This window comes from Pseudotabrizicola sp. 4114 (assembly GCF_031457365.1).
GTDB lineage: Bacteria > Pseudomonadota > Alphaproteobacteria > Rhodobacterales > Rhodobacteraceae > Pseudotabrizicola.
Genome location: NZ_JAVDWP010000009.1, coordinates 62,865 through 88,048, shown reverse-complemented (window position 1 = coordinate 88,048; position 25,184 = coordinate 62,865). Strand labels below are relative to the sequence as shown.

Sequence of the window (25,184 nt, the reverse complement as noted above, 5' to 3'; positions counted from 1 at the left end):
GCGGGATCTTCCCGCCCGCCGATGCCTGTCGCGCATGACCGCAGCCCCCGACACCCCCGCCCCTCCCCAAGGCCGCTTGTCCGGCCTGCCCCGTCTGTTGCGCCTGATCGGCGGCACGGCGCTGTCGCTGGCCATCACCATCCTGGGCCTGTTGCTGGTGACCTTCATCATCGGGCGCGTGGTGCCCATCGACCCGGTTCTGGCCATTGTCGGCGAACGCGCCACCACCGCGCAATACGAGGCGACGCGGCTGGCGCTTGGCCTTGACGAGCCAATGTGGAAGCAGTTCGCGATCTATGTCAGCAACGCGGTGCAGGGCGATCTGGGTCAGTCCCTGCGCACCAAGCGCGAAGTGTCTGAGGATATCATCCGCTATTTTCCCGCCACGCTGGAACTGGCGACCATCGCCACGCTGTTCGGCGTGCTGGTGGGCGTGCCCGCAGGTGTGTTGGCCGCCACCCGGCCCGGCACATGGGTCGATCAGGTTGTGCGGATCGTCGGGCTGATGGGCTATTCCATGCCGGTGTTCTGGCTGGGGTTGCTGGCGCTTCTGGTGTTTTATGGCATCCTTGGCTGGGTGGGCGGGCCGGGTCGGCTGGACGCCGGGTTCTCGATGATGTTCGAGCTGGATGTGCAACAGCGAACGGGGATGATCCTGATCGACACGGCGCTGGCCGGTGAATGGGAAATGTTCCGCAATGCGATCAGCCATATCATCCTGCCGTCGGCGGTGCTGGGCTATACCTCGATGGCTTATATCAGCCGCATGACCCGCAGTTTCATGATGAACGAGCTGGGTCAGGAATACATCACCACCGCGCGGGTCAAGGGGATGCCCGAATGGCGGGTGGTCTGGGTCCATGCGCTGAAAAACGTGATGGTGCCGCTGATCACGGTCATTGCCCTGTCTTATGCCTATCTGCTGGAAGGGTCTGTGTTGACCGAGACGATTTTTGCCTGGCCGGGGCTTGGCAGCTACATCACCGACGCCTTGTTTGCCGCCGACATGCCCGCCGTTCTGGGGGGCACGGTGGTGGTGGGGGTGGTGTTCGTGACACTGAACATGGCGTCCGATCTTTTGTACCGCCTTGTCGATCCGAGGGCGCGCTGATGGCCGGGATGACCGAATGGCTGCGCGACCCCAGCCCCGCCTCGCGCACGCAGGCGCGGCTGGGGCAAAGTTACCTGGCATGGCTGCGGATGCGGCGCAATCCGCTGGCGATGGTCGGACTTTTCATCATTCTTGTCCTGTTGTTCGTCGCGGCGTTCGCGCCTTGGGTCGCCACACATGACCCGCTGGCGCAAAACCTGAGCCAGCGTCTGTTGCCACCCGGAACGGCAGGGCATTGGCTGGGCACCGACGATTTCGGGCGCGATATCTGGAGCAGGATCGCCTACGGCTCGCGCATCACGCTGTACATTGTGACGCTGGTCGCGGTGACGGCCCCGGTGCTGGGGCTGCTGATTGGCACGGTTGCAGGCTATTTCGGTGGACTGACCGATCAGGTGCTGATGCGGATCACCGATATTTTCCTGGCCTTTCCACGGCTGATCCTTGCGCTGGCGCTGGTCGCGGTGCTTGGCCCGGGGATTGAAAACGCGGTTCTGGCCATCGCGCTGACCGCATGGCCACCCTATGCGCGGGTGGCGCGGGCTGAAACGCTGACGGTGCGGACATCGGATTACATCGCCGCTGTGCGCCTGCAAGGAGCTGGGTCGGGCAGGATCATCTGGGGCCATGTGATGCCGATGTGCCTGCCCTCGGTCATCATCCGCGTCACGCTGGATATGGCGGGTGTGATCCTGATCGCCGCCGGTCTGGGCTTCCTTGGCCTTGGCGTGCAGCCACCGACCCCGGAATGGGGCTTGATGATTTCATCGGGGCGCAAGTTCCTTTTTGAGCAGTGGTGGGTCGCGACGATGCCGGGGCTTGCCATCTTTATCGTCTCGCTGGGCTTCAACCTGCTGGGCGATGGCTTGCGCGATGTGCTGGACCCAAGGAGTTCGGGCAAATGACGCTGCTCTCGGTAAAAGACCTGCGGGTGACCTTTGACACCGAGGCGGGCCGCGTCGAGGCCGTGCGCGGCGTGTCCTTCAGCCTTGGCCGCGAACGGCTGGGCATCGTGGGCGAAAGCGGATCGGGCAAGACCATGACCGGGCGCTCGGTGTTGCGGCTGATCCGCCCTCCGGGGCGGATCGAGGCGACCGAGATGGTGTTTGACGGCACCGATCTTATGGCTGCGTCAGAACGCGAGATGCGCGCCTTGCGCGGCCAGCGGATCGCCATGGTGATGCAGGATCCGAAGTACTCGCTGAACCCGGTGATGAAGGTCGGCGCGCAACTGACCGAAGGTCTGCGGCTGCGCGATGGCATGTCGGCCAAGGCCGCCCGCGGGAAGGCGATTGAGGCGCTGGAGGCCGTGCAGATCCGCGGCCCGGAGCGGGTGATGGAGGCCTATCCGCACGAATTGTCGGGCGGTATGGGCCAGCGGGTGATGATCGCGATGATGCTGATCCCGAACCCTGACCTTTTGATCGCGGATGAACCGACCTCGGCGCTGGATGTGACCGTGCAGGCAGAGGTTCTGTCAATCCTTGACGGGCTGGTGCGGGACCGGGGCATGGGGCTGATCTTCATCAGCCATGATCTGCGGTTGGTGGCGCGGTTCTGCGACCGCGTTCTGGTGATGTACAAGGGCCGCGTGGTCGAGGAGCTGGAGGCAAAGAACCTGATGCAGGCAAAGCACCCCTATACCCAGGGCCTGCTCAACTGCCTGCCCCGGATCGGTGGGCCTCGCGCCCCCTTGCCGGGGCTGGACCGGGCTGCGGAATGGGCGGAATAGCGCGATGGCACTGATCGAGGTTGAAAATCTGTCGGTCCATTACGGGATCAAAGGGCAATTGGTGCGTGCCGTCGAAGGCGTGAGCCTGCGTGTCGACGCCCGTGAAAGTTATGGTCTGGTGGGGGAAAGCGGGTCGGGCAAATCCACGATCCTGCGCGCGATCTGCGGGCTCGCACCCATGACGGCGGGCGAGATCCGCATCGACGGGCAGCCCGTGCCTACCCCGCGCGGCCGGGCCTTCAGCCGACGGGTGCAGATGGTGTTTCAGGACCCCTACGCCAGCCTGCATCCGCGCCACACGCTGGACCGCACCCTGTCGGAACCGCTGGCGATCCATGGCATCGGCGGCAGTGATGCACGGGTGGTCAAGGCGCTGGAGGATGTCGGCCTGCCCGCCAACTTCCGCTTTCGCTATCCGCATCAGTTGTCGGGCGGGCAGCGGCAGCGGGTCGCGATTGCCCGCGCGCTGATGCTGGAACCGGAAATCCTGCTGCTGGATGAACCGACTTCGGCGCTGGATGCCTCGGTGCAGGCCGAAACGCTGAACCTGCTGAACCGCTTGCGAGACGAGCGCGGGCTGACCTTTCTGATGGTCAGCCATGACCTTGCCGTGATCGACCATATGTGCGACCGCGTGCTGGTCATGCAGCATGGCCGCGCGGTAGAAGAGCTGACGCGCGACCAGCTTGCTGGTGCGCAGATGACCACGGATTATGCCCGCACGCTGTTCGACGCGAGTGCGGACCGGATGCTCGGAGCCTGAGCGCTCCGGAAAGGACAAGATGGATTTCCCGGTTTTTGACGGCCACAACGATTTCCTGCTGCGGCTCTACAACGCGCCTGACCGGCGCGAGGCGCTGTGGCTGAAGGGCGAGGTGGATGCGACCGGCAAGCCAGTCGGGCATCTGGACCTGCCCCGCATGCGGCAGGGTGGTTTCGCGGGCGGGCTATTTGCGATCTACATTCCTTCGCCCGTTGCGCATGACAGCATCGACTATCAGGCGCTGATGGACACGCCCCCCTATGACCTGCCGCTGCCCGAGCTGATTGACGCCAGGGGCGCGCAGCCGGTGGCGCTGTCGATGGCTGCGCATCTGCACTGGATGGCGCGGGCAGCACCAGATGATTTCACCCTGTGCACCACCGCCACCCAGATCCGCGCGGCGATGGCCGACGGCCGCATCGCAGGCGTGATGCATATGGAAGGGGCCGAGGCGATCAGCCCCAACCTTGATGAGCTGCCGCTCTGGTACGCGATGGGGCTGCGGTCGATCGGGCCGGTCTGGTCGCGCCCCACCGTGTTCGGCCATGGCGTGCCCTTCCGCTATCCGGGCGACCCCGACACCGGGCCGGGGCTGACTGATGCGGGCCGCGCACTGGTGCGCGCCTGCGCCGAGATGCGGATCATGCTGGACCTGTCCCACATGAATGAGGCCGGTTTCAACGATGTGGCCCGGATCTCCGATGCACCCCTGGTTGCCACGCATTCCAATGCCCATGCGGTGACCGCCTCTACCCGCAACCTGACCGACCGGCAGCTGGCGATGATTGCGGAGAGCGGCGGGCTGGTTGGGCTGAACTTTGCAACCTCGTTCCTGCGCGAGGATGGTCGGCAATCCCCCGTCATGGGCTGGGATCCGGTGATGCGCCACCTCGACCATCTGCTGACCCATCTGGGCGAGGATGGGGTTGGCCTTGGGTCCGATTTCGACGGCGCGACCATTCCCGAAGGCATCGGCGATGTCACCGGCCTGCCCGCCTTGCTGCAGGCGATGATCCGGCATGGGTTTGGTGCGGATCTGGTGGAAAAGATCGCGCATCGCAACTGGATTGCGCTCCTGCACAGGATCTGGGGCGCGTGACCTGCTGCCCGTCCGGATCCGGATCGCGGTTTCAGGTTACCTAAAGGCAGGCACAGGATCCAAGGCCATCGTGGACCGTTGAAAACGCACGCAATTTTGTTTTCATGCGGCACAGGATTCACAGTAATGTCCAGATGATGGGGCAGTCCAAATCTCAGCGACTCAGTATGGCCACCAGGCATAGATCCCGTCTTCGCGATCGTTTGCTGGATCGTTTTCTCAAGCTCACCGAAAGGACCGGCACGCGGCATCTGAACACGATCTTTATCGCGGCAATTTTCGCCTGCAGCCTGTTTATATCGCTCACGATGGCGCTGATTCTTGATCCGCTGATCGGGTCAGGGTCGCATCCAGAGCTCTACACGATTGTACTGATCATTGCCGGCATCGTGCCGCTGGTTATTGCGGTGCCTGCGGTTTTCTACGCTGACGCCATGATGCGGCGCCTGCATCGCACACGGCAAGAGCTGCATGATGCTCTGGCTGTGGCAATACTGGCAAGTCGTACAAAGTCAGAGTTTCTGGCCAATATCAGCCATGAAATCCGCACGCCGATGAATGGCGTTCTGGGGATGGTGCAGGTTCTGGACGCCACCGAACTGACAGATAGCCAGCGCGAAAGCTTGCGTCTGATCCGGGTTTCCGGGGACATGCTGATGGCGCTGATCGACGATATCCTCGACCTGTCGCGGATCGAGGCCGGGCGGATTGACCTGGAACCGACAGCCAATGCGCTGATCACGTCGTTTGCAGACACAGTTGCGCTGTTTCAGGCCCGGGCCGAAGAGCGCGGCACCACATTGCGCTTTGATGCCGCCCCCGACACGCCGGAGCAATTGATTTATGATTCCGTGCGGGTCAGGCAATGTCTGGGCAATCTGGTGTCCAACGCGGTCAAGTTCACGAAAGACGGCACGATTACAGTGACCCTGGCGACCCAACCGGCCGATGCAGGGCACTCAGAGGTCGTGGTGACGATAACGGATAGCGGGATCGGGATTGATCCGGTGTCGCAAAGCCGGCTTTTCGAAGCGTTTAACCAGGCAGAAACCAAGACGGTCAGGGAATATGGCGGCACCGGGCTGGGGCTGGCAATTTCGCGACGGTTGGCCAGGATGATGGGCGGCGATATCACAGTCACGTCGTCCCCTGGCAACGGATCAACCTTTGTGTTCCGGTTCCGGGGTCAGACAATTCTGCCACGTGCCGAACCGCCAACCGACGCAGAGCCGCCAAAAGCCGTCTCAAAGTATGAACTAAAGGGTGTCTCTATTCTGATCGTTGATGACAGTGCGGTAAACCGGCACGTGGCGAGCTGCCTCTTGGCCCCTTTGGGTGCCGTGTGTCATGAGGCATCGGGGGGCGTTGAAGCACTGGCGCTTTTGTCCAACAATCAGATTGATCTGGTTTTGCTGGACATGCAGATGCCGGGCATGGATGGAGCCGCCACATTGCAGGCGATCCGCGCATCGGGCACGCCCTGGGCCGACCTGCCGGTCGTTGCCGTCACAGCAAATGCAATGGGAGGTGAGCGGGAGCGCTGTCTGCAGATGGGCATGCAGGGCTATGCCAGCAAGCCGGTGCGTCTGGCGGTCCTGCTGGAAGAAATCAGGCGTGCCATGTCTTTTACCAGTCCCCGCAGGAGCGATCTGTCATGATGCTGCCCGGGTCGCCGCAATCGCCTGAGAGCAACTGTAGGCTTGCCCGCCGGGACTGTCCGAGGTGACCGGCCTCGGCTTCGGCTCTGTCCTTGCCGGTCACTGTCGAGGCCGTCGAAGCATATGTTTAACAATGTTGCCTGTTGTTGAACATGGCCGTATGTTCAACACAAACTATCATTGTTGAGCACGCCGATGAACCGCCATTCCGCCATCGCCCACGCCGCCTATCACGACCTGTTGCGGCTCTTGCTGGATGACCGTGTGTCTGACCTGCGCGGCACCCCCAGCCGGGTGGAGCGTGGCGCGCGGGTCTATTGGTATGACAGTTACCGTGTCGGCAGCGAGGTGCGCAAAACCTATATCGGCGAGGACAGCGATGCGCTGCGGGCGCGGATTGACCGGCACCAGCAGCTGCGCGCTGAAACCGATGCGCGGGCGACCGAGCGCGCGCGTCTGGTGCGGATCTTGCGGGCAGAGCGGTTCATGAGTCTGGACGCCACCACTGCCAGCCTGATCGCCGCCTTTGCGCAAGCGGGGGTGTTCCGGCTGGGCGGCACCATCGTCGGCACCCATGCTTTCCGGCTCTATGAGGGCGAACTGGGGCTGGCCTATTCGCTGGATGCCACCGCGCAGACCGGCGATCTGGACATCGCAAGCTTTGAGCGGCTGTCACTGGCGCTGGACGACCGCACCGATCCGCCGGTGCAGGACGTACTGCGGGACTTTGCCTTTGACCCGGTGCCCGCGCTGGACAACGCCCCCGCCTGGCGCTGGCGGCAGACGCGCGGGCAGGCGCTGGTGGAGTTTCTGACCCCGGCCTTTGGCGATGAGGGCATCCGGCCTTTGGCCGCTTTGGGCGTCACAGCGCAGGCGCTGCATCATCTGAATTACCTGATCGCCGAGCCGATCCATGCGGCGCTGGTTTACCGCTCTGGTGTGCTGGTGCAGATCCCGCGACCTGAGCGGTTTGCCATCCACAAGCTGATTGTCGCCGAACGGCGCGCCGGGCGCGACCGGACCAAGGCGCAAAAAGACCGCGCGCAGGCAGCCATGTTGATTGAGGCGTTGGCCGAAGACCGGCCCGATGATCTGGCCCTGGCTTACCGCGAGGCGCTGGCAATGGGACCGAAATGGCGCGAGCGACTGGAAAACGCGGTGACGCGGCTGCCGGACGCTTTGCGCGCAGCTTTGCCCGGCTGATCTTGCGGGAAATGCAAAGGGGCGCAGCTTTTGCCACGCCCCAACATATCCGCGCCTCTGCGCCGAGCCGGAAGCTCTGCGTCAGAACCAGAGGACGTGTTACTCGTTTACGATCATGAAGACTTCATCCGAGAGCCGCTCTGCAAAGGCGAAGCGCTCATCCAGAAAATCGTCATAATGCCGGAACCGCTCGGCAAGGCGTCTTTGTGCCTCCATGTGTGCTTCGGCTACGGCGAGATCGGGGGCGAAGGCAACAATCTTTTCGACTGCGGCAGACGGTGCCAGATCGTACAGGTTGAGATAGCTTTCGGGTGGCGCGATCTGATCGACCCGATGGTTGGGTGAGGCCCAGTAAAGCGGAATCCCTCGGGCTGCAAAAGCATCGAAAATCTTCTCGGACACATAGTCACGCTGGTTTGTGTTTTCGATGGCCGAGATGATCATGCTGCGCCCACGTAACGTCGTCAGCTTGTCCAGATGCCAGTCCGGCAACTGTTGGCGGATCGTCGTTGAAGACCACCCTGCCCCGACCCGCATTGTGCCCTTGTCGGGCATGCCCTTGGCCACATCGGTCCGATACACCGACAGACCCCAAGTGGCGATCTCTGGCCAGGAAACGCTGTACTTCTTTTCCAGATTGCGGTTTTCGGCGAAAAACGCATAGCGGATCGGCGCCGCTTCCCAGCTGTGCAACAGGGCCTTGGGCGTCTCACGGGCATTTTCACTGAACGCCCGTGAGTATCGAAGATAGAATTGGTCATCCGTGGTAACGAAATAGGGAAACCGACGGAACGCATAAACCTGCGATGTGTGATGGTTGATCACCGAATAGGGGATGTGACCATCGGGAAGCGCCATCACATTATGCCGTTTACGGAAGTCACCACTGTTTGTGGTGTCCCACAGCGGTTCTTCCGAAACCACAATGACTTTCAGGTCTGGCTTTGCCCTGATCAGGGCCTGTAACCTGCCGCCTGACTCACTCAGGTTGCGCGCATAGGAAAAGATGATCGTATCCGCCTCGGCCGGGTCCTGCACATAGGTAAATCGCCGTTCGAACAGACTGCGGTACACCGGATATGCAAAGGGAGTCCGGGAATGATTTGCTCCCATCAGGTGGATACGCATATCAGGCTTTTTCCCAAATGTGGTCGATGTTCCGCAGCTGAAGCGCCCGGACAAAGATGTCCTTCTGTTCAGCGCTGGCTTGCGCCACCAAGGTTTCGATCTCGCGTCTGCTATCCTGCAGCCGCGACGCTGCTTTTTCGGGATAGACCAGGATATCGCACATCAGGCTCGTCCAATTGGCGAAGTGGGAAGCGTCTGCAGGCGTGCTGTGTATCGCCGGGGGCGAGAGGGCGGGTGCCGACAGCCGGTTCTCCTGACTTTTGCGCAGCAACAAAGCTCTGACATCATACACAAAGCTGTCTATCCCGTAGAGCTCCCAGAGCTGCGCCATCGCGTGGCGCTTTGTCTTGAGAGCTTCAGGATCACTGTGCAGCTTTGCCAGTCGGGCCGGAAGCGCCATGATGCTTGCACGATCTTCCGCACAGAATACTGCCGCCTGCTCCCAGAGCGCAGGATCGCCTGGCAAGGCCAGAGTGTCGGCAATGATTACCGGGATAGAGCCCAGGCCGATTGATTCCCACAGACGGATCGAGTTTGGTCCGGTTCCCGAAGGGCAAAGTGAGAAAACGCTTTCCAACAGAAGTTGGCGAAACTGCTCTGACGCGGAATTGTCTACCAGTGCATCGGGCTTGTCGACCAAGCCCCGCACCTGGAAGTCATAAACCACCTTGTTGTAATGCCAGGTCTCGTTGCCGACGATGAAGCCGGTTTTCGTCTTCGACAAATCATCAATAATGATATTGCGCGCTTCGGTCAGGTAATACTGGTTCGCCTTGGCGCCGACAAAGGAATACAGGTGCTTCTTGCGCTTTGGCGGTGCATTCCAATGCCCCTCAGCCTGAACAGGGTAGAGCGGGAACGGATGCAACGCGATTTCCGGATGGTCTGGTAAGCCGGGCAGGCCTTTTACCGCGTGTGACCAGAAAATGTCGGTGACGCCCATTTCGTGAAAAATGCTCTGGAAACGCAACATGTGAATGTGTTGACAGACCGTCACGACGGTCCGCGCGCCCTGAAGTTGCGGCTTGAGCGACAGCAGTTTTTGCTTGAAAAACGCGGTACGCTCGGGGTTCTTTTTGTTGTGCAGCAGGTTGTCGATCAGGGTGGCCCAGGGAAACGCCAGATAGCGCACGCTTTCGTCCCCGTGGCGCAGGTGCGTATCCTGCACAAGCTTCTCGTAGGCGTGTTGCTCGGTGATGGCCGGAAACTGCCAGTTGTGGTCATAGGCGACGATCAGGCGATCAGCCTCTTTGCGCGGACGGCCCAGCCCCTGCTTTTCCTTGACGATGATCGTGTCGTTGACCTTGATACGCTCTACCGGTTCCGGCTTCAGTGTCCAGACATCGAAGACCATGCGCGACGGGGTGTCGATGGCTTCGGACGCATAGACCCACGCAGTCCCGCCGAGTATCCGCTTGTCGACGTGTTGGTCATACGCGCGCAACCGGGACTCGTGCAGGTGGTAGCTGCGCACAAACTGACATGGGTTGAAGATGTCATAGCCATGCAGCGAGAATATATAGGCGACCTTGTTGTCGCACCGGGGCACGCCAAGCGGAATCGACAGTTTCAGGCGCAGCGCATCCGGCAAAGACACACGCCCGTCAATCGCCCAGGCATCCTGCGACCAGTGTGGGTTCGGGTGCATGGAGATCTCGTCGCCGACAACCTCGTAGCGGCTGAGTGCGACGAACGCATGCGGGCTCGCTGCCAGAACCTTTTCCATCCCGACAATGCCCTCGTCGAAATAGATATCAGAGTTGGCAAGAACCGATATCGCATCCTGGCTGTTTTTCTGTGTAAATTCAACCCACTGAGCATAGTTTGGGCGCCCTTCGGTGTGGATCTGGGTGATTTTGTCCGAGGTGATGGGGGGCTGATGCCCATCGTCGATCAGGAGGAATATCCGGTCGATCGCTCCGACTTCGGTGTTCTTTTGTAGACACCTGTCAAGTTCCTTCTGCCGTTCGAAATCGTCAGAGAGATAATAGGGTAGATAAAGATGGATTTGCCGCTTCATGCTGAACTTCCGGCCCTCAGAACATTTGAAAATCGTTCCGCTTGTCTTCGTCACGGTGGAGCAAGCGGAGTCTGCGTGAGTGATGCTATACGTGTCCAAAAAATTCATGACAACCGTAGTCGAGGCATTCACCGGGGCCCGCAGCACAGTTTTGTGCCTTGAACGGAAAAGTGATGCTCCACGCACAAATGATAGACTCTGGACGACGTTTCGGCCCGCACCCCAGATCGGTCGACGATCAGCGGAAACGAGGCACCCAAAGCGAACCACCACCGCTTCAACGCCCGGAGTATCGAAGCGATTTGTTGCCAGATCGTGCTTGGCCGTCGCCGCATGGCGACACCTGCCGCCATCAACGGGCACTTTCCCCGACGTCATGAACCCAGCTTTCGTGGCTCAGATGACACTGGAAAGTTGACTGGCATCCATGTGGCCATCGCGCCTACCCTCCGCTATGGTAATGACGAACCGTAGTATCGCTACCCTCGGTACTTTCTGTGGCGTTGCACAGGGTTGATACAGTCGGGTGGGGTGCCGAAGGTATACCTCAGGGATGAAGCATGGTTGTCAGCGGCATTTTTCCCGGCTAAGCGGCTGTTGTCTATTCTAGATGAAGCATGAGGACTTATTATGAAATTCTTAGTTTTTGGGTTTAGCGTAACCGCCGAAACAGGCGGATTTGTAGAACAATGTGCCGCTAAACACCCCGAAAATGAGATAAAAAAAGTCGCAATAGGCGGCATGCAACCCAATCATGCAAGACATTTAATCGAAGGCATTTTACGGGAGCATAGGCCCGATGCGCTCATACTTGAGATAGCCACAGCAATCTATCGTCTGCGGCCCAAAACGGATGCTCAAATATCAGATCACGTCACAACCATGGAGGCAATTTTCGATGCTTGCAAGCGCCACTCTATTCGTTGCGGCATCTTAATTTTACCTCAAGTAGGAATACGTGAAGACGACTGGATACCGACGACGGATTCTGAGCTTGCAAGAAAGTACAACCTACCGATCATCAATATTGATTTGAACGAACAGGCGCTGCGCGATAATGTTCATCCCAATGCTATTGGCAAAGAGCTATATGCTGAAGCACTTTACAACCTGATCACAAAGGTTGCCGATACCGCACCCGACTTTTCCCGGCTGGAAGCCAAGAAAAGGTTTGATGCGGTTAAAGTGGAGGATATGGATATTGATCCGCCGGAATTCGAATTCCGGGATTTTGCACGGGCTGAATTCCGGGCAAAAATCTTGTCTCTTCCCGCAGACAAGTCATTTCTGTTGTCACTGCCAAGGAAGGTAAATGTTGTTGGTCTCGTTGTTCTGATGGGGCCCACAGTCGGCACGATCAAGGTTCGGACCGGCACCCGCAATACGGCGGTGAATTGTTTTGATCGCCATTGTTATTATGAACGGATTAATGGCCGCACTCTTGGTTCCGAAGTTACAGATAAAGTATGGTTGATTCAACAGTCAGACCTTCCAACGGAAGAGCTGATCAAAGGGGATAGAAATGTCGGCGCACGAATAGGTGGCGTGTCGCATGTTTTGTTTGAGGAGTAGATTGCGCATTGAAAATGCACGCGGCCTGCCGGCTGCTTGTGGATACCGGACCGCAGCACAGCAGGTCGTCCGTGCCCTTGGCCAGGATGAACCGTCCCATTTAAGCCGCACCATCAGGCGCAGTCTGACCCGCTGTCTGGCGCGTGCATTTCTGCGGGTCGGGAATCCGGTTGTCCCCCCTGCCCCGCGCGACTCCGCTCAGCCTTTGCCGACGTAAAAGTCGCGCAGATCGCGCCGCATGTGCATAAGCCCCAGAATGCCATCGCGGGATTGCCGGATATGGCAACGGCTCAAGGTGCAGGCCCGGGCGGCATCTTTGGCTGCGATGGCCCCGACAATCGCCCGGTGATCTGCACGCGCAGTTTCAAATTCCTGCATCTGGGTCAGCTCCATCCAGACAAAGACCTGGCACTTGATCAACAGCCCGTCCAGAGTCTCTGCGAGCAAGGTATTGCCGCTGCATCTGGCAATGGCGCGGTGAAGATCCATGCCTAGTTCCATCTCGGCCAACCGGCCGAGCCTTGTGGGGTCAGTGCGGGCCACCTCGTCACCTGCGTTCAGCAGATCGTCCAGCACCTTCAGGTCAGCCGGTGTGATGCGGTCAACCGCCAGCCGGGTGGCATAGGCATCAAGCTCGGCCCGCAGGTCGAACACCTCATGCAGCATGGTTTCATCAAAGGCGACCACGGCGAAACCCGTGCGCGGGCGTTCCACCACCAGACCATCCCGCTGCAGCCGGTTGAGCGCCTCACGCACGGGGGTGCGGCTGACCTGCAACTGCTCTGTCAGGTCTTGTTCGGTCACACGGCGGCCCGGTGCCAGATGACCGGTCACGATCATCGCCTTGATTGCTTCATAGGCAGAATGGCGGCGCGCGCCTGGTGGCAGTGCGTTCATTGTTCCCCCCGGAAGCCATGCCGCCCGAAACTTCAGGTCAGGCACTGTTCCGGACATTAGTAGAACTTGACTGTTTTTCAAGCAAGCATGCCTGTATACAAAAAAGGTATGCACTTGAAGCGCTTCAAGAGCGTATGAGTCACAGTGAGCCGCCAAGATCAGGCCGAATTGACCGCCGGCATGATCTGCCGCCTGTCGGCATCCTGACGATGGGTGACGGGGCGCCATTCTTCCTCGGGCTGACAATGGCCGGGTGATGTCTCGCCGCCTTCTGTCAAAGGCGAGACGGAAATGCGCGAAAAACATCCGCTCCCATGCCGCTGCAGATGCCGTCACAAGCTTTCGGCTTGCCAGAGGGGCGCGGGGTGCGAGGGGGCCGACAAGAGTGGATCGGAGGGGCTGAGCCGTATTGGTCTATGTCCGCGAGCGTGCAGACATCATGGCAAAGCATGGCCGTGGCGGACCGTGCGACGCTGCATTGCAGCAGTTTTTCCGGCACACCGCGACCGCGAACGGTGTGCCGACGAGCGTCTTTCGCCCTCTCGCGCTATTCAGCTACCGTCACGGCCGGATGTGACAGTGCGGTCATGATGCCGCGCAGTTCCGCCAGACCTTTGAGCCGACCAATGGCCGGATAACCCGGCTGTGCTTTGCGGGTCTGGTCATCCAGAATATCCTGCCCGTGATCGGGGCGCATCGGGATCTGCCAGTCGGCACGGCCTGCTGCCTTGCGACGGTTCTGCTCTGCCAGAACAGCCGCGATCATCGCCACCATATCGGTGTTGCCCTCCAGATGCGCCGCCTCGTGGAACGAGCCGCCCAGATCACGGTCCTCCAGCGCGACATTGCGCAGGTGAAGGAAATGCACCCGGTCACCCAGCCGCGCCATCATGCCCGGCAGATCATTGTCGGCGCGGACACCGAGGGATCCGGTGCAAAGCGTGATGCCATTGGCCGGAATGTCGACTGCATCCATCACCGCCCTGTAATCGGCCTCTGTCGACATGATGCGCGGCAGGCCCAGCAGCGGGAACGGCGGATCATCGGGGTGGCAGCACAGCCGCATGCCGATGTCCTGCGCCAGCGGGCTGACTGCGGCCAGAAAATCAATCAGATGGCGGCGCAGCTTGTCTGCCGATATGGTGTCGTAATACGCCAGATGGGTCTTCACATCCTCCATCGACATCCGCTCTGCCGCACCGGGCAGACCGTAAACGACGTTCCCGCACAACTCTTCCTTGCGGGCATCCGACATGGTGGCAAAGCGCGCACGCGCCGATTCTGTCACCTCGGCGCTGTAATCCCCTTCAACGCCTTTGCGCTGCAACAGGAACAGATCAAACGCGGCAAAGTCGATGGCGTCATAGCGCATGCAGGTTGCGCCATTGGCGAGCCGATAGGCCAGATCAGTCCGCGTCCAGTCGAGGATGGGCATGAAATTGTAACAGATCACCTCGATCCCGGCCTCCCGCAGGTTCCGCATCGAGGTTTTCCAGTTCTCGATATGGGCTTTCCACTCCCCACTCTGCCGTTTGATGTCTTCCGACACCGGCAGGCTTTCGACCACCTCCCATTTCAGACCGGACGGCGCGCCATCCTTCATCACGGCCAGTTCCGCCTGACGTTGCGCAATCTCGGCGGGGGACCAGACCGCGCCGGTCGGAATATGGTGCAGCGCTGTGACCACCCCCTCGACCCCGGCCTGCAACATGTCGTCAATCGAAACCAGGTCTTTGGGACCAAACCAGCGCCACGTCTGTCTCATGAGAATGTCTTTCCGTCTGATATGCCGCGCCTAGGCGCTGACAAAGGAGAGTTGAACCTTGACCGATTTTGCGCGGTCGCGGGCGGTGTCAAAGGCGGCCAGCGCCTCGGTCACCGGAAAAGTGCCGGTAATCATCGGGCGCGGGTCAATCGCGCCGGACCCGATCAATGCGACAGCGTCGGCGAATTCCACATCAAAGCGCTGCGAACCGATGAACAGAATTTCCTTGCCGACCATCACGTTCAGCGGCATCTGCGTCGGCCCGGCCACGCCGACTTGCACCAGCGTTCCGCGCGGGCGCAGACAGGTCACCGCATCGCGGATGGCGGGGGCGGCGGCAGAGCATTCAAAGACCAGATCAACCTGGCCTTTGCCCGCTGTCCACTGTGCCAGCCCGTCCGGGTTTCTGGCCGTATTGACTGCGTGATCTGCCCCCATCTGCCGCGCCACTGCGAGCGTGGCGTCCTGAATATCGGTCACGATGATTTCGGCCGCCCCCCGCTGGCGCGCAACCGCCACACACAGCGCTCCGATCGGCCCTGCCCCGGTGACCAGCACCGTTTTACCAGACAGGCTGCCGCCGACGGCCTCGCCGCGGTTGGCAGCGTGCAGGCAGACCGCCAGCGGCTCGGCGCAGGCGGCGGCGCCCGGGTCGGTTCCGTTTGGCAGGGCAAAGCACTGCGCCGCGCTGATGACCATCAGATCACGGAACATGCCCTGCTGATGCGGCAGATACATCGCCGAGCCTTTGAACTTCATCGCGCTGCAGTGAATCGTCAGCCCCTGCTGACAAAACGCGCAGACCCCACAGGGCTGCGACGGATTCAACGCCACCAAGGCGCCGACGGCAAGCCCGGTCACACCCTCGCCCAAAGACTCGATCCGGCCTGCCACCTCATGTCCCAGAATGATCGGCTCCCGCACACGGATGGTGCCGATGCCGCCTTCCAGCCAGTAGTGCAGATCCGACCCGCAGATGCCACCCGCCAGAACCGCCACGCGCACCTCACCCGGACCGGGCATCTCAACGGCCCGGGTTTCGAGCTTCAGATCATCCTGGCCATGCAGGCAGACGACACGGTTTTCGGAAGGGTTGGTCATAGGGGCCTCAGGGCATTAAGTGTCTGGCATGAAGAAAGGATTTGTCTGCGAACCAACAGGCGTTGCGGTCAGGATCGCATCGGGTCGTGGGATAGTGCGGGCCGCCATCGTGCCTGCCTGGCAGGCAGGTCGTCGCCACCAGCCGCAATCAAAGGAAATACTCGGGCTGTTCCTGCTTTATCACCGGCAGGTCGGTCAGAATGCCTTGCAGATGTCGCCGGATAGCGCGCTCAGCTTTGATCGGATCGCCACCGGCAATGGCCTCAACCACATCGCGATGCTGGTCGATCAGCCGGTCTACCGGAAAGTGCGTACTGGACAGGAAGCGCACCCGATCCATCTGCGCCTTCATTTCAACCACGATGTGCCAGGCTTTGCCCTTGCCTGCGCCCTCGGCCAAGGTGCGATGAAAGGTTTCGTCAGCTTCCATGAAATCGCGCGCAGAACCGCCGATCAGATCCTGCTGACGGTCAACCTGCCCCCGCAGGTCGGCTATCAACGCGGAATCCGGCGCCTGCGCCAGCAGTCTGACGATATCCGCCTCGACCGCTTCGCGCACGAAGCGGGCATCCATGACATCGGGAAGCGAAATCTTGGCAACATATGTGCCGCGTTGAGGGCGGATTTCCAGCAGGCCCTCATTGGCAAGAGTGATAAAGGCTTCACGCACCGGCTGACGGCTGGTGCCGTATTGCAGGGCAACATCAGCCTCAGAAATCCGGGCGCCGGGGTGCAGGGCGTTGTCAATGATCGCGGACCGCAAAGCTGTGTAGAGCTGATCCACAACGCTGGTGTGCAGCGGTTTCAAACGGTCCGAGATTTCAGCGCGACGCAACATTCCGAATCCTCCTCTGCTGACACAAATAAACCATACTACCATACCAGTCAATCCGGATCTGCAGCGTTTCCCGTTGCAGGTGTCTGACCGGGATCATTGCTGGCCCGGCATCTTGACGCTACCATACAGGCAGTGTGGGGCCGCTCTGACCGTGAACGTCCCGCCGGGTTTGAAAGGTGGGGCGGCATGAATACAGTGATCGACAGCGACCAGATAGATCAGCGTGGATCTGTCGGGCGGCAACTGGTCGAGATTCTACGCGAACGCATCATAGAAAACAAAATGAAGCCCGGTGAGCGGGTATCCGAGGCAGAGCTGAGCGTTCAGTTCGGCGTCAGCCGACAGCCGGTGCGTGAGGCGTTCATCAAATTGTCCGAAGAAGGTCTGGTTCAGGTGCGTCCGCAACGTGGCACCTTTGTCTGCAAGATCTCACTCCGCGCGGTCGAGGACGCCCGGTTTATCCGGGAATCGATTGAAAGTGATCTGGTACGCATCCTTGCTGTTGCCCACGAAGCCCAGTTGCTGAAGGAACTTCGCCGGCAACTCGAAGCCCAGATGCGGCTATGCGCCGGCGGCACAACCCAGCAGAACCGTACCGAATTTCTGCGGCTTGACGATCTTTTCCACCGGACCCTGGCCGAAGCAGCAGGGCGTCAGCATCTTTGGCAGATCATGGATGGTGTGAAATCGCAGATGGACAGGGTCCGCTACCTGACAACGCAGAACCTGGATATCGAACGGCTTGTCGCCCAGCATACCGCCGTCGTTGATGGCATTGAAATGCAAGATCCCGCTCAGGCCGAAGCCGCCATGCGCCGTCACTTGCGGACCATCCTGCAGGATCTGATCATTCACCAGTCACGCACACCCGAAATATTCGAAAGCGCAGATGTTGATCTGCAGCATATGCTCCGCGTTCCGATGGATATGCCGGAGCAGTAAGGGGGCAGACGATCCCGCCTGCCCCCCATCTTTTAGTCGCGCAGGTTTCAGTCGCGCAAAGCGTCGATTGCTTCCAGTTTATCCGCCCCACCGAACTCTGCGATAAAGCCCTCGCGCACCGGCGCCGTTGCCGCAACAAACGGGGTCTGGTCAAAATCCTCTGACACAGTCTTACCCATCGCCCGCAGTTCTGCGACCTGCCCTGCCAAAGCGTCGCTATTCAGCTGCCGCTGAAACGCTGCAGTCTCGACCGCCGCATCAATCAGCATCTGCTGCTGTTCCGGGGCCAGCGCATCAAACTTGGCCTTGCTCATCGCGACAACCAGCGGGCTGTAGGCATGGCGGGACAGAGTGATGTTGTCCTGCACCTCAAAAAACTTTGCCGACATGAACACGCCCAGCGGATGCTCTTGCGCGGTGACGGTTCCCATTTCAAGCGCGGTGTACAGCTCGCCAATCGGCATCGGAACCGGGTTTGCGCCCAAAAGCTCGAACGCCTTGATATGCACCGGCGCACCGGTGGTGCGGATTTTCATTCCGGCCAGATCTTCCGGTTTGGCGACGATGCGGTCCTTGGTGGTGATCTGGCGCCAGCCGTTTTCCCAGAACGCCAGGCCCTTGAGGCCGACATCATCCAGTTGGTCCAGAAGCGCGCGGCCCACTTCACCGTCAAGGGTGCGGTAGGCATGGTCGCCGTCCTGAAACAGGAACGGAATGTCCAGCATCCCCATCTCGGCCTTGAGCCCGCTCAGGTTGGAAGAGCCGGTCACGAACATATCCACGGTGTTGCCGCGGGTTCCGGTGATCACGGCCTGCGCATTGCCAAGCGTCCCGCCCGCAAAAATCCGCAAGTCAAGCGTCCCGCCGGATTTTTCGGCCAGCAGCTCGTTCATATGCTCGGCAGCCTTTACCTGCGAATCCGTGGCCGGCGCCTCGGCGGCAAAGCGAAAGGTCTGGGCCTGGGCAGTTCCCGCGCAGATCGCCAGTGCAGCCCCCGCAGCAAGCAGCATTTTCTGATAGCTCATTTGGTTTCTCCTCCTCTTGGTTTTGGTAGAATCCGGGGCTAACGCAGCCATTCGAGTGGCGTGATGATCAGGCCCGGAAAGATGACAAACAGGACAAGCAGCCCCAGCATCGCGCTCAGGTAGGGCAGCACCCCGACTGCGCACCGGTCGAACGGCATGCGCGAAACCCCGGCAATCACGTTCAGCACATTGCCCACTGGCGGCGTGATCAACCCGATCGAGCAGTTCAGAATGAACATCACGCCAAAGTAGACCGGGTTGATATCGGCCGCGATCACCACCGGCATCAGGACCGGACCCAGGATCAGAACCGTGGGTGTCAGGTCCATGACCATTCCGACCGCCATGACCACCAGCATGATGGTCGCCATCAGCAGGATCGGGTTGCCGATCAGCGGCTCCAGCATCGCCACAACCTGCGCCGGAAAGTCGGCAATCGTGATCAGCCAGGCCGACACCGCCGCCGCTGCCACCAGCAGCATGACAATCGCCGTCGTCTCTGCCGCGCTGTAGAACACCTCGAACAGATCCTTGAGCGCCATCTCGCGATAGACAACCGTGCCGATAAAGATCGCATAGACAGCGGCGACAACACCCGCCTCGGTCGGCGTAAAGATGCCCGAGCGGAAGCCGCCGATGATGATGACCGGCAGCATCAGCGCCCAAAGACCGGACCGGACCGAAGCCGCAACTTCGCGCCGCGTCGCCTTTGGCATCGGCGTCAGGTCCAGCGACTGACACTGCCACCACCAGACCAGCGCCAGCGCCACCCCCATCATCACGCCCGGCGCGATCCCTGCCAAAAACAGCTGCGAGATCGAAACCCCGGTCGTTGCCCCAAAGATGATGAACGGAATCGACGGCGGGATGATCGGCGCAATGATGCCTCCCGTCGCGATCAGTCCGACAGACCCTTCGGCGGGATACCCCGCCTGCTTCATCATCGGCAGCAACACCATCGCCAACGCCGCAGTATCCGCCGCCGCTGACCCTGACAGGCTGGCCATCAGAACCGCCGCGATGATGGCGACAAAGCCGAGCCCGCCCCGCCGGTGCCCGACCAGCTTCATCGGCAGGTCGATGATCCGGCGCGAGATGCCACCCGCATTCATCGCCTCCCCCGCCAGAATGAAGAACGGAATCGCCAGCAGCGTATAGCTGTCGGCACCGTTCATCAGATTCTGTGCCATGATCTGCGCATCGAACAGGCCAAGGTCCAGCATCAGCCCCACGGCCGCAACCAGCAGGGCCAGCGCGATCGGAATGCCCATCGCAATGGCCACCAGCAAACCGCCCAGAAAAATCAGTACGGTCATGTCTGCTGCTCCCCGGTCGTGCCGCGCAAACGGTGTGCCATCTGCCGCAGCACAAGACCCGCCACCGCAATCCCGAACGGGATGCCAGCCGCATACAGCCAGGCGACCGACAGACCGGTGACCGGCAGGAAGTTGACCGTATTCAACGCGGCCAGCTCATAGCAGCCGCGCACGATCAGGTAGCAGCAGACAAGGATGATGATATCCCCCGCCAGCAGAACCACCGTCCTCGGCCGTTTCGGCAACATGTTCACGAACAGATCCATCCGCACATGCCGGTTGCGGGCAAAGGCCAGAATGCCGCCCAGAAACGTCAGCCAGACGAATGCATATCGTGCGATTTCTTCGGTCGAAATAAGGCTGGTGTTAAAGCCGTATCGTAACACGACGTTTGTAAACACCAGCACGCTCATGGTCAGGATGCACAGGACCATGAGCACCTTCAACACCTGCTCCGCCAGACGCACAATCAAGCCTTGGCTCCGATCTGTCATGGGTTCCTCCTCCCTTGTCGATCATCGACATGCCCGTGTCCTGCGGACCGGGCATGAGCCGTTTGTTCAGGTCGGGCGCTTCTCCCCGGCCAGCGCCTGAACGTCCCGCCAGATGTCATCGTCGACAATCACACCGTTTGCCCGGTGATCCTGCCGCGTGGCCAGGGTGTTCTGCCCCGGATAGGTCACCTTGCGCCCCGCTTCGGCCGGCGTTGATCCGTTGACATAGTCCGCCATGCCATCAACAATTTCCTGCAGATGCTCTGCAGAACCGAGACGTTCGGGATCAAAGACCAGAAAGATCTGCGAACACCCTGTGCAACTTCCCTGATCAATCTTGTCGATCTGATAGGTGGCTGAACCCTCCGAAAGCGCCGCAGCCAGAACATCGAGCAGAATCGTCAGGCCAGATCCTTTCCAGAACCCGGTCGGCAGAATGCGACGCGACGCCTCGATCGAGCCGGGGTCGGTGGTCAGTGTGCCATCACTGTCAAAGCCGCCGGCATAGGGCAGTTGCGCGCCGCGCAGCCGCGTGGTCTGCAACTTGCCGTAGGAATACTGTGACATCGCCATGTCCAGCACCACATGACCCCCGGCGCGCGGCACCGCCATGACCAGCGGGTTGTTTCCCAGCCGGGTATCGCTTGCGCCCCATGCTGGCATACAGGATTCGGTGTTGGTCCAGGCGATCATGACCTTGCCGCGATCTGCCGCATACCAGCCAAACGCACCACCGCGCATCCAATGCGTTGTATTGCGCAGTGCCACGATGCCGACGCCATGTTCGGACGCAAGTTCCAGTGCCCGGTCTGTGGCATGCAACGCATTCAGAATGCCCGGCCCGCGCTGACCGTCCAGGACTTCGATCGGGCCGATCTGCCGCACAGGGGCCGGCTCAGCCTCTGCGTCAACCCAGCCCTTGGTCAGGTATTCAACAAAGCGTGGCACCCGGTTCAACCCGTGTGAATAGACGCCATCGCAACTTGCTTCGGCATGAAAACGGGCACTCGTCCGGGCCTTGGCCGCGCTCATACCCGCCCGGACAAATGCCCGCGCAATAGTATCCTCAAGCTCCTGATAGGGAACCCTGCTCATGAAATCTCCTCCCCTCGTCGCGGCACCTCCGCGATGCGGCTTGCCTCAGATCCACAATATGCATACTACCATACTTGTCAACAACCGTCGTTTGGACCCTGACTTTCAGGCATATGGGATTGCTGGTTGCCCCAGAGGTGCCCACCCGGAAAGGCGCGTCCAGTCACAGACAGAAAGGTGCCATCATGCTGACCCGCTATGTGTTTTTCGAAGGCAAACCCCTGATCGACAGTGACAGTTTCCGCCAGCAGATCAATCGGGAGCTGTTCCCGCTCTGGCAGGCTATGCCCGGCAATACCGGCGTCCGGCTGACCTTTGCCGATTCGCGCGATCCGGATGCACCGGAGATTCTTATGGTCCTCGCCGTCGACTATCCGGATCACGCGACGCTCGATGCATCCCTCGCCAGCCCACATCGCTACACAACCCGTGACCACAGTGCAGTGGTTCTGGCCCGGCTGTTTGCAGGTCGTGTTCATCATCATGTGACACGGATGCAGCCCGCTGACTGATCCTGTCAATCGTAGCCGACAATAGGCGAAGGCGAAGGTTGTCCTGCCACACGCAGCGGGGGTTGCTCGCGGAACAGCCCCTAAAGTGCCGAGGCACGCCACATCCGATACCGCCCCTGCCCGGTCACTTCGCGGATCAGACCGCGCGATTCCATCCAGGCGAGGTTGCGCTGTACTGCAGCACGGCTGGCTCCGGTCAGAGCCTCTGCCATCGGCGCGGACACGAGGGGCCATTCGGTCAGCACGGCGCGCAGAGCTGGGGGTGTCTTGCCCGACAGCGCCGACATCTCGGCTCCCGCCCGCGCCGACCAAGCCTCGATATCATCGAGATGTCGCATCGCGGTCAGACAGGCCGTCTCCATCCCGTCGAGCCAACGCACCAGACGCGCAGCGGGTGAGCCACCGGCGCGCAGCCCCCCTGCCCCACCCAAGGCCAGCGGCGCAAAGACCGCTCCCCCACTCGCAGTCGGACCCGCGCTGACCGCGATGCGGGCCGCGGTGACCGCCGCTTCCATCCGGTCGCCCTGCTGCCCAAGACCCGCGAGGCTCCAGATGTGAAACCCCATGCAGGCGCGCGTGATCGGGTGAAGAGCGGCGGCTTGTGCCATCAGGTCCAGCCAACCACCCGCGCGGTCTGCGAACGGCTCTGCTTCGATGCCCAGGTTTTCCGGGTCGCGGCGGTCAAGGAAGGCCGACAGATCCACTTCCGGCCCCGGTCCGCCTGTCAGACGGCGTACCGCCCATCCGACACGCGCGAGCGCCGCTGTGTCGTCCTGCACGCCGCACAGGCGCAGGGAGATCCAGAGCGCCAGCCGATCCGGTCCAACCCGGTCGCCGACAAACCAGCTGAGATCTGCTGCTTCGATCAGCGCGAGCCGATGCCGCCAGCCCTCCGGGCCGCGCTTCAGCCTGTCGTCCAGCGCGCCGATTCTGGCCGCGACACGGGCGAGACGCGCGGCATTGCCTGCCTCAGCTTTTCGCCAATCGTCGCAAACAGCCGCCTCGCGCGGTTCGGCTTTTGGCCCGGGCGGCAGATAGTTCTGCTCCTCTTCCATCGGTCCGGGCAAAAACCACAGGTCATCCTCGGTCGTGTGGTCCACCCCCTCTTCGTCAATGACGCGTGGATGGGACTCACTATAGTGATAAGAAGTCTTGGAATTCATCTGTGCAAAATATGGCCATTTTGCATTTTACCCAAGCGTTATATTAGAATCCGTTCATAAGCCATTTATAGCACGCTGTGCGCGCTGTCTGAACGCTTGAGAATCGGTCCAAGTATTACGCGCAGGATCACCTTTTACAACCTGATCCGATCCCGAGCGTGAGCGCACGTGGCCCACAATTATCCTGCCTCTGAGGCGCAGCCAGCGTCTTCCGCGGTGGTTTCAGGCAATCCTCTGTCGGGCATTGCGATTGGCTGACGGCGCATCTGTGGAACTGACAGCCCGACATCCCTTCATCTGCCATTGGAGCGTCGAATTTGCCGACCTGTTCGGTGATTGGGTTGAGCAGTGTTTGTTCGCTTAGGGCCCATAAGTCATGGAGGGAAATGTCGCCGGTCGAGTCTTTAACCCGTGCGCCAGCCTTGGTCTGACACACGCAGCCTTCGGAAATTGTCCGCGGACAATCCTTGCTCGGGGGATGGAGCGGCATATCCACTGCCCTCTCGCTGCTGTTGTCCGCGGACAATTTCAACACCTTTGCAGAGCATTCTGCTTCATAAGGCTTTTGACCAATGCCCAAGGATTGAAAGTCTGGCTTCGTTTCCCTGTGGTTATCGCGCGAAAGTAGGCTCCGGTCTTTCGGATCTTTCCTTGCAGCTGAAGCAGGCTCCAAACGGTAACGGCAGTTCCGATAGTACCATGCCTGTCTTCTGCCGCATGGTATGCCGCGCTGTCGATCCCCATCATTGGAGCAAGGGTTCGTGCGTGACCTATCACATCAGCCATGCTTTCAACCGGGTGCTGTAGGTAACTTGCCGCTTCGTTGCAGGCTTCCATCAGATTTCTGATCGTCACCTCTTTTCCTTGTGACTGTGCGCTTGCGACCCGCTCTGCACCATCAGAATCTATAAGTTCTTTTTTTGAGTTCTGATGGTGGCGGACATTTTGTCCGTCAGTTGCGGACATTTCGACCTTGGTTGACATATCAGCGTCGGTGTCTGTTGCCTGATTTTCTTCGTCAGAGGCAAAGCCATCGAGTATGTTGCAGAGCTCTTCAGCACTTAGCTTACGCCGCAAGGCGCGCAATGCAGTTTCCGTATCACTGTTGGCTTCATCCAACTCTCTGGTTCGGGCAATGGCGCACCTGATTTTTGTCCGCAGGAAAGAAATATGACTGGCCTGTCTGGTGCAGTCTTCCGCCATCGCGCAGATCTGGTCATAGCTTTTGAAAAGCGGGGAAAGATCGAAACCAAAGCGCAGGATGCTGCCTGTGGACAGGTCGCTTTTGGTGAAGCGCTTGCCGTTGGGACTATCGGAGCGCATGAGCAAGCCAGCATTCGCCAACTGAGTTATGTGTCTACGGATTGTCCGGTCCGAAATGCCATTGCGTTTGAACGCAAGTGTCGCGTTCGACGCAAAAACGAAGTTGTGGCTTCGTTTTGGGGGCAAGCAGGACAACAATGCGTCCAGTGTTCCGATGACGGGAGCCTTGAGGCCGAGGAGTGTACTGGCCTTGCGGATAACTTCGATCAGGCTGAACCTGTCGGGTTGACCGTTGTTCGCGGGCAATACTTCTGTGGCCCGCGACCCCGAAGGTGCGGTGATGTGTTGAAAGCGCATGTTTTTTCACGGCAAGCCTGGGCAAAAGTTGCCACAGCAAGGCACCGATGAGTTCGCCTTTTGGCAAAACTTATTCGATCAACCAAATCGGTTGTTCTTGACTGACAGGGAGAAGCTGGTAAATCTGATG

The 25,184-nt window shown here is 60.3% G+C and carries 22 protein-coding genes; 10 read left to right on the top strand and 12 right to left on the bottom strand.

Translation table 11 applies throughout. The annotated features are described in order from the left end of the window. Positions 1 to 34: 34 nt before the first annotated feature. The 7 genes from J2X53_RS17630 to J2X53_RS17600 all read left to right on the top strand — a co-directional run bounded on the left by J2X53_RS17630 (position 35) and on the right by J2X53_RS17600 (position 7,566). On the top strand, positions 35 to 1,111 hold the full coding sequence (locus J2X53_RS17630) for an ABC transporter permease (RefSeq protein ID WP_349038813.1): 1,077 nt from the start codon (positions 35 to 37) through the stop codon (positions 1,109 to 1,111). Then, positions 1,111 to 2,016, top strand: a complete 906-nt coding sequence (nikC, locus tag J2X53_RS17625) for a nickel transporter permease (RefSeq protein WP_349038812.1) — start codon at positions 1,111 to 1,113, stop codon at positions 2,014 to 2,016. Before J2X53_RS17630 ends, nikC begins: the two co-directional genes overlap by 1 nt. After that, the gene (locus J2X53_RS17620; protein WP_349038811.1) at positions 2,013 to 2,843 is read left to right on the top strand and encodes an ABC transporter ATP-binding protein; all 831 of its coding nucleotides are present in this window, start codon (positions 2,013 to 2,015) and stop codon (positions 2,841 to 2,843) included. Before nikC ends, J2X53_RS17620 begins: the two co-directional genes overlap by 4 nt. Positions 2,844 to 2,847: 4 nt before the next feature. Next, positions 2,848 to 3,606 carry an ABC transporter ATP-binding protein gene (locus J2X53_RS17615; protein WP_349038810.1) on the top strand — a complete coding sequence of 253 codons (759 nt, stop codon included), beginning with the start codon at positions 2,848 to 2,850 and terminating at the stop codon, positions 3,604 to 3,606. Positions 3,607 to 3,625: 19 nt separating this feature from the next. Beyond that, positions 3,626 to 4,705, top strand: coding sequence for a dipeptidase (locus tag J2X53_RS17610; RefSeq protein ID WP_349038809.1), 1,080 nt, complete (start codon positions 3,626 to 3,628; stop codon positions 4,703 to 4,705). Positions 4,706 to 4,908: 203 nt separating this feature from the next. Further along, positions 4,909 to 6,363 (top strand): ATP-binding protein, encoded by a 1,455-nt coding sequence (locus tag J2X53_RS17605; protein ID WP_349038808.1) that lies wholly within the window; start codon positions 4,909 to 4,911, stop codon positions 6,361 to 6,363. A gap of 195 nt (positions 6,364 to 6,558) precedes the next feature. Beyond that, entirely contained in the window at positions 6,559 to 7,566 is a 1,008-nt protein-coding gene (locus tag J2X53_RS17600; protein ID WP_349038807.1) for a GSU2403 family nucleotidyltransferase fold protein, read from the top strand. A 99-nt stretch (positions 7,567 to 7,665) separates the two neighbouring features. Here the strand turns inward: J2X53_RS17600 and J2X53_RS17595 are convergent, their stop codons facing one another. Together J2X53_RS17595 and J2X53_RS17590 are read right to left on the bottom strand one after the other, a co-directional pair. Continuing rightward, on the bottom strand, positions 7,666 to 8,694 hold the full coding sequence (locus tag J2X53_RS17595) for a glycosyltransferase family 10 (protein WP_349038806.1): 1,029 nt from the start codon (positions 8,692 to 8,694) through the stop codon (positions 7,666 to 7,668). 1 nt (position 8,695) lies between these two features. Beyond that, complete coding sequence (locus tag J2X53_RS17590) at positions 8,696 to 10,714, bottom strand: exostosin family protein (RefSeq protein WP_349038805.1); 2,019 nt, start codon at positions 10,712 to 10,714, stop codon at positions 8,696 to 8,698. Between the two features lie 630 nt (positions 10,715 to 11,344). Between J2X53_RS17590 and J2X53_RS17585 the strand changes: the two genes are divergently transcribed. Next, entirely contained in the window at positions 11,345 to 12,286 is a 942-nt protein-coding gene (locus J2X53_RS17585; RefSeq protein ID WP_349038804.1) for a hypothetical protein, read from the top strand. 198 nt (positions 12,287 to 12,484) lie between these two features. On the opposite strand, the gene J2X53_RS17580 is transcribed toward J2X53_RS17585, so the two are convergent. From J2X53_RS17580 to J2X53_RS17565, 4 genes are all read right to left on the bottom strand, one after another. Beyond that, positions 12,485 to 13,183: a GntR family transcriptional regulator gene (locus tag J2X53_RS17580; protein ID WP_349038803.1), complete on the bottom strand. Its 699-nt coding sequence runs from the start codon at positions 13,181 to 13,183 to the stop codon at positions 12,485 to 12,487. Positions 13,184 to 13,730: 547 nt separating this feature from the next. Continuing rightward, a complete protein-coding gene (gene uxuA, locus J2X53_RS17575; RefSeq protein ID WP_349038802.1) occupies positions 13,731 to 14,948 on the bottom strand; it encodes a mannonate dehydratase in 1,218 nt (405 codons plus the stop codon). Positions 14,949 to 14,978: 30 nt separating this feature from the next. After that, positions 14,979 to 16,049, bottom strand: a complete 1,071-nt coding sequence (locus tag J2X53_RS17570) for an L-idonate 5-dehydrogenase (protein WP_349038801.1) — start codon at positions 16,047 to 16,049, stop codon at positions 14,979 to 14,981. 148 nt (positions 16,050 to 16,197) lie between these two features. Beyond that, the gene (locus J2X53_RS17565) at positions 16,198 to 16,887 is read right to left on the bottom strand and encodes a GntR family transcriptional regulator (RefSeq protein WP_349038800.1); all 690 of its coding nucleotides are present in this window, start codon (positions 16,885 to 16,887) and stop codon (positions 16,198 to 16,200) included. A gap of 186 nt (positions 16,888 to 17,073) precedes the next feature. Between J2X53_RS17565 and J2X53_RS17560 the strand changes: the two genes are divergently transcribed. Further along, complete coding sequence (locus J2X53_RS17560; RefSeq protein WP_349038799.1) at positions 17,074 to 17,829, top strand: GntR family transcriptional regulator; 756 nt, start codon at positions 17,074 to 17,076, stop codon at positions 17,827 to 17,829. A gap of 47 nt (positions 17,830 to 17,876) precedes the next feature. Here the strand turns inward: J2X53_RS17560 and J2X53_RS17555 are convergent, their stop codons facing one another. From J2X53_RS17555 to yiaK, 4 genes are all read right to left on the bottom strand, one after another. Beyond that, positions 17,877 to 18,854 carry a DctP family TRAP transporter solute-binding subunit gene (locus J2X53_RS17555; RefSeq protein ID WP_349038798.1) on the bottom strand — a complete coding sequence of 326 codons (978 nt, stop codon included), beginning with the start codon at positions 18,852 to 18,854 and terminating at the stop codon, positions 17,877 to 17,879. Positions 18,855 to 18,892: 38 nt separating this feature from the next. Beyond that, on the bottom strand, positions 18,893 to 20,170 hold the full coding sequence (locus tag J2X53_RS17550; protein WP_349038797.1) for a TRAP transporter large permease subunit: 1,278 nt from the start codon (positions 20,168 to 20,170) through the stop codon (positions 18,893 to 18,895). After that, positions 20,167 to 20,664, bottom strand: a complete 498-nt coding sequence (locus J2X53_RS17545; protein WP_349038796.1) for a TRAP transporter small permease — start codon at positions 20,662 to 20,664, stop codon at positions 20,167 to 20,169. Before J2X53_RS17545 ends, J2X53_RS17550 begins: the two co-directional genes overlap by 4 nt. Before the next feature lie 66 nt (positions 20,665 to 20,730). Further along, positions 20,731 to 21,759, bottom strand: a complete 1,029-nt coding sequence (yiaK, locus tag J2X53_RS17540) for a 3-dehydro-L-gulonate 2-dehydrogenase (protein ID WP_349038795.1) — start codon at positions 21,757 to 21,759, stop codon at positions 20,731 to 20,733. A gap of 185 nt (positions 21,760 to 21,944) precedes the next feature. Between yiaK and J2X53_RS17535 the strand changes: the two genes are divergently transcribed. After that, positions 21,945 to 22,271: a hypothetical protein gene (locus tag J2X53_RS17535; protein WP_349038794.1), complete on the top strand. Its 327-nt coding sequence runs from the start codon at positions 21,945 to 21,947 to the stop codon at positions 22,269 to 22,271. Between the two features lie 80 nt (positions 22,272 to 22,351). On the opposite strand, the gene J2X53_RS17530 is transcribed toward J2X53_RS17535, so the two are convergent. Both J2X53_RS17530 and repC read right to left on the bottom strand, forming a co-directional pair. After that, a complete protein-coding gene (locus J2X53_RS17530) occupies positions 22,352 to 23,434 on the bottom strand; it encodes a hypothetical protein (protein ID WP_349038793.1) in 1,083 nt (360 codons plus the stop codon). A gap of 528 nt (positions 23,435 to 23,962) precedes the next feature. Further along, the gene (repC, locus tag J2X53_RS17525; RefSeq protein ID WP_349038792.1) at positions 23,963 to 25,054 is read right to left on the bottom strand and encodes a plasmid replication protein RepC; all 1,092 of its coding nucleotides are present in this window, start codon (positions 25,052 to 25,054) and stop codon (positions 23,963 to 23,965) included. Positions 25,055 to 25,184: the final 130 nt, after the last annotated feature.

What these genes read in the sequence shown, in the direction of transcription:
- J2X53_RS17615 (WP_349038810.1), top strand. Translation starts at nt 2,848, where the DNA reads ATGGCACTGATCGAGGTTGAAAATCTGTCGGTCCATTACGGGATCAAA.
- yiaK (WP_349038795.1), bottom strand. Translation starts at nt 21,759, where the DNA reads ATGAGCAGGGTTCCCTATCAGGAGCTTGAGGATACTATTGCGCGGGCA.
- J2X53_RS17565 (WP_349038800.1), bottom strand. Translation starts at nt 16,887, where the DNA reads ATGTTGCGTCGCGCTGAAATCTCGGACCGTTTGAAACCGCTGCACACC.
- J2X53_RS17545 (WP_349038796.1), bottom strand. Translation starts at nt 20,664, where the DNA reads ATGACAGATCGGAGCCAAGGCTTGATTGTGCGTCTGGCGGAGCAGGTG.
- J2X53_RS17600 (WP_349038807.1), top strand. Translation starts at nt 6,559, where the DNA reads ATGAACCGCCATTCCGCCATCGCCCACGCCGCCTATCACGACCTGTTG.
- J2X53_RS17620 (WP_349038811.1), top strand. Translation starts at nt 2,013, where the DNA reads ATGACGCTGCTCTCGGTAAAAGACCTGCGGGTGACCTTTGACACCGAG.
- J2X53_RS17550 (WP_349038797.1), bottom strand. Translation starts at nt 20,170, where the DNA reads ATGACCGTACTGATTTTTCTGGGCGGTTTGCTGGTGGCCATTGCGATG.
- J2X53_RS17570 (WP_349038801.1), bottom strand. Translation starts at nt 16,049, where the DNA reads ATGACCAACCCTTCCGAAAACCGTGTCGTCTGCCTGCATGGCCAGGAT.
- J2X53_RS17530 (WP_349038793.1), bottom strand. Translation starts at nt 23,434, where the DNA reads ATGAATTCCAAGACTTCTTATCACTATAGTGAGTCCCATCCACGCGTC.
- J2X53_RS17630 (WP_349038813.1), top strand. Translation starts at nt 35, where the DNA reads ATGACCGCAGCCCCCGACACCCCCGCCCCTCCCCAAGGCCGCTTGTCC.
- J2X53_RS17590 (WP_349038805.1), bottom strand. Translation starts at nt 10,714, where the DNA reads ATGAAGCGGCAAATCCATCTTTATCTACCCTATTATCTCTCTGACGAT.
- J2X53_RS17610 (WP_349038809.1), top strand. Translation starts at nt 3,626, where the DNA reads ATGGATTTCCCGGTTTTTGACGGCCACAACGATTTCCTGCTGCGGCTC.
- nikC (WP_349038812.1), top strand. Translation starts at nt 1,111, where the DNA reads ATGGCCGGGATGACCGAATGGCTGCGCGACCCCAGCCCCGCCTCGCGC.
- J2X53_RS17555 (WP_349038798.1), bottom strand. Translation starts at nt 18,854, where the DNA reads ATGAGCTATCAGAAAATGCTGCTTGCTGCGGGGGCTGCACTGGCGATC.
- J2X53_RS17585 (WP_349038804.1), top strand. Translation starts at nt 11,345, where the DNA reads ATGAAATTCTTAGTTTTTGGGTTTAGCGTAACCGCCGAAACAGGCGGA.
- J2X53_RS17595 (WP_349038806.1), bottom strand. Translation starts at nt 8,694, where the DNA reads ATGCGTATCCACCTGATGGGAGCAAATCATTCCCGGACTCCCTTTGCA.
- J2X53_RS17535 (WP_349038794.1), top strand. Translation starts at nt 21,945, where the DNA reads ATGCTGACCCGCTATGTGTTTTTCGAAGGCAAACCCCTGATCGACAGT.
- uxuA (WP_349038802.1), bottom strand. Translation starts at nt 14,948, where the DNA reads ATGAGACAGACGTGGCGCTGGTTTGGTCCCAAAGACCTGGTTTCGATT.
- J2X53_RS17580 (WP_349038803.1), bottom strand. Translation starts at nt 13,183, where the DNA reads ATGAACGCACTGCCACCAGGCGCGCGCCGCCATTCTGCCTATGAAGCA.
- repC (WP_349038792.1), bottom strand. Translation starts at nt 25,054, where the DNA reads ATGCGCTTTCAACACATCACCGCACCTTCGGGGTCGCGGGCCACAGAA.
- J2X53_RS17560 (WP_349038799.1), top strand. Translation starts at nt 17,074, where the DNA reads ATGAATACAGTGATCGACAGCGACCAGATAGATCAGCGTGGATCTGTC.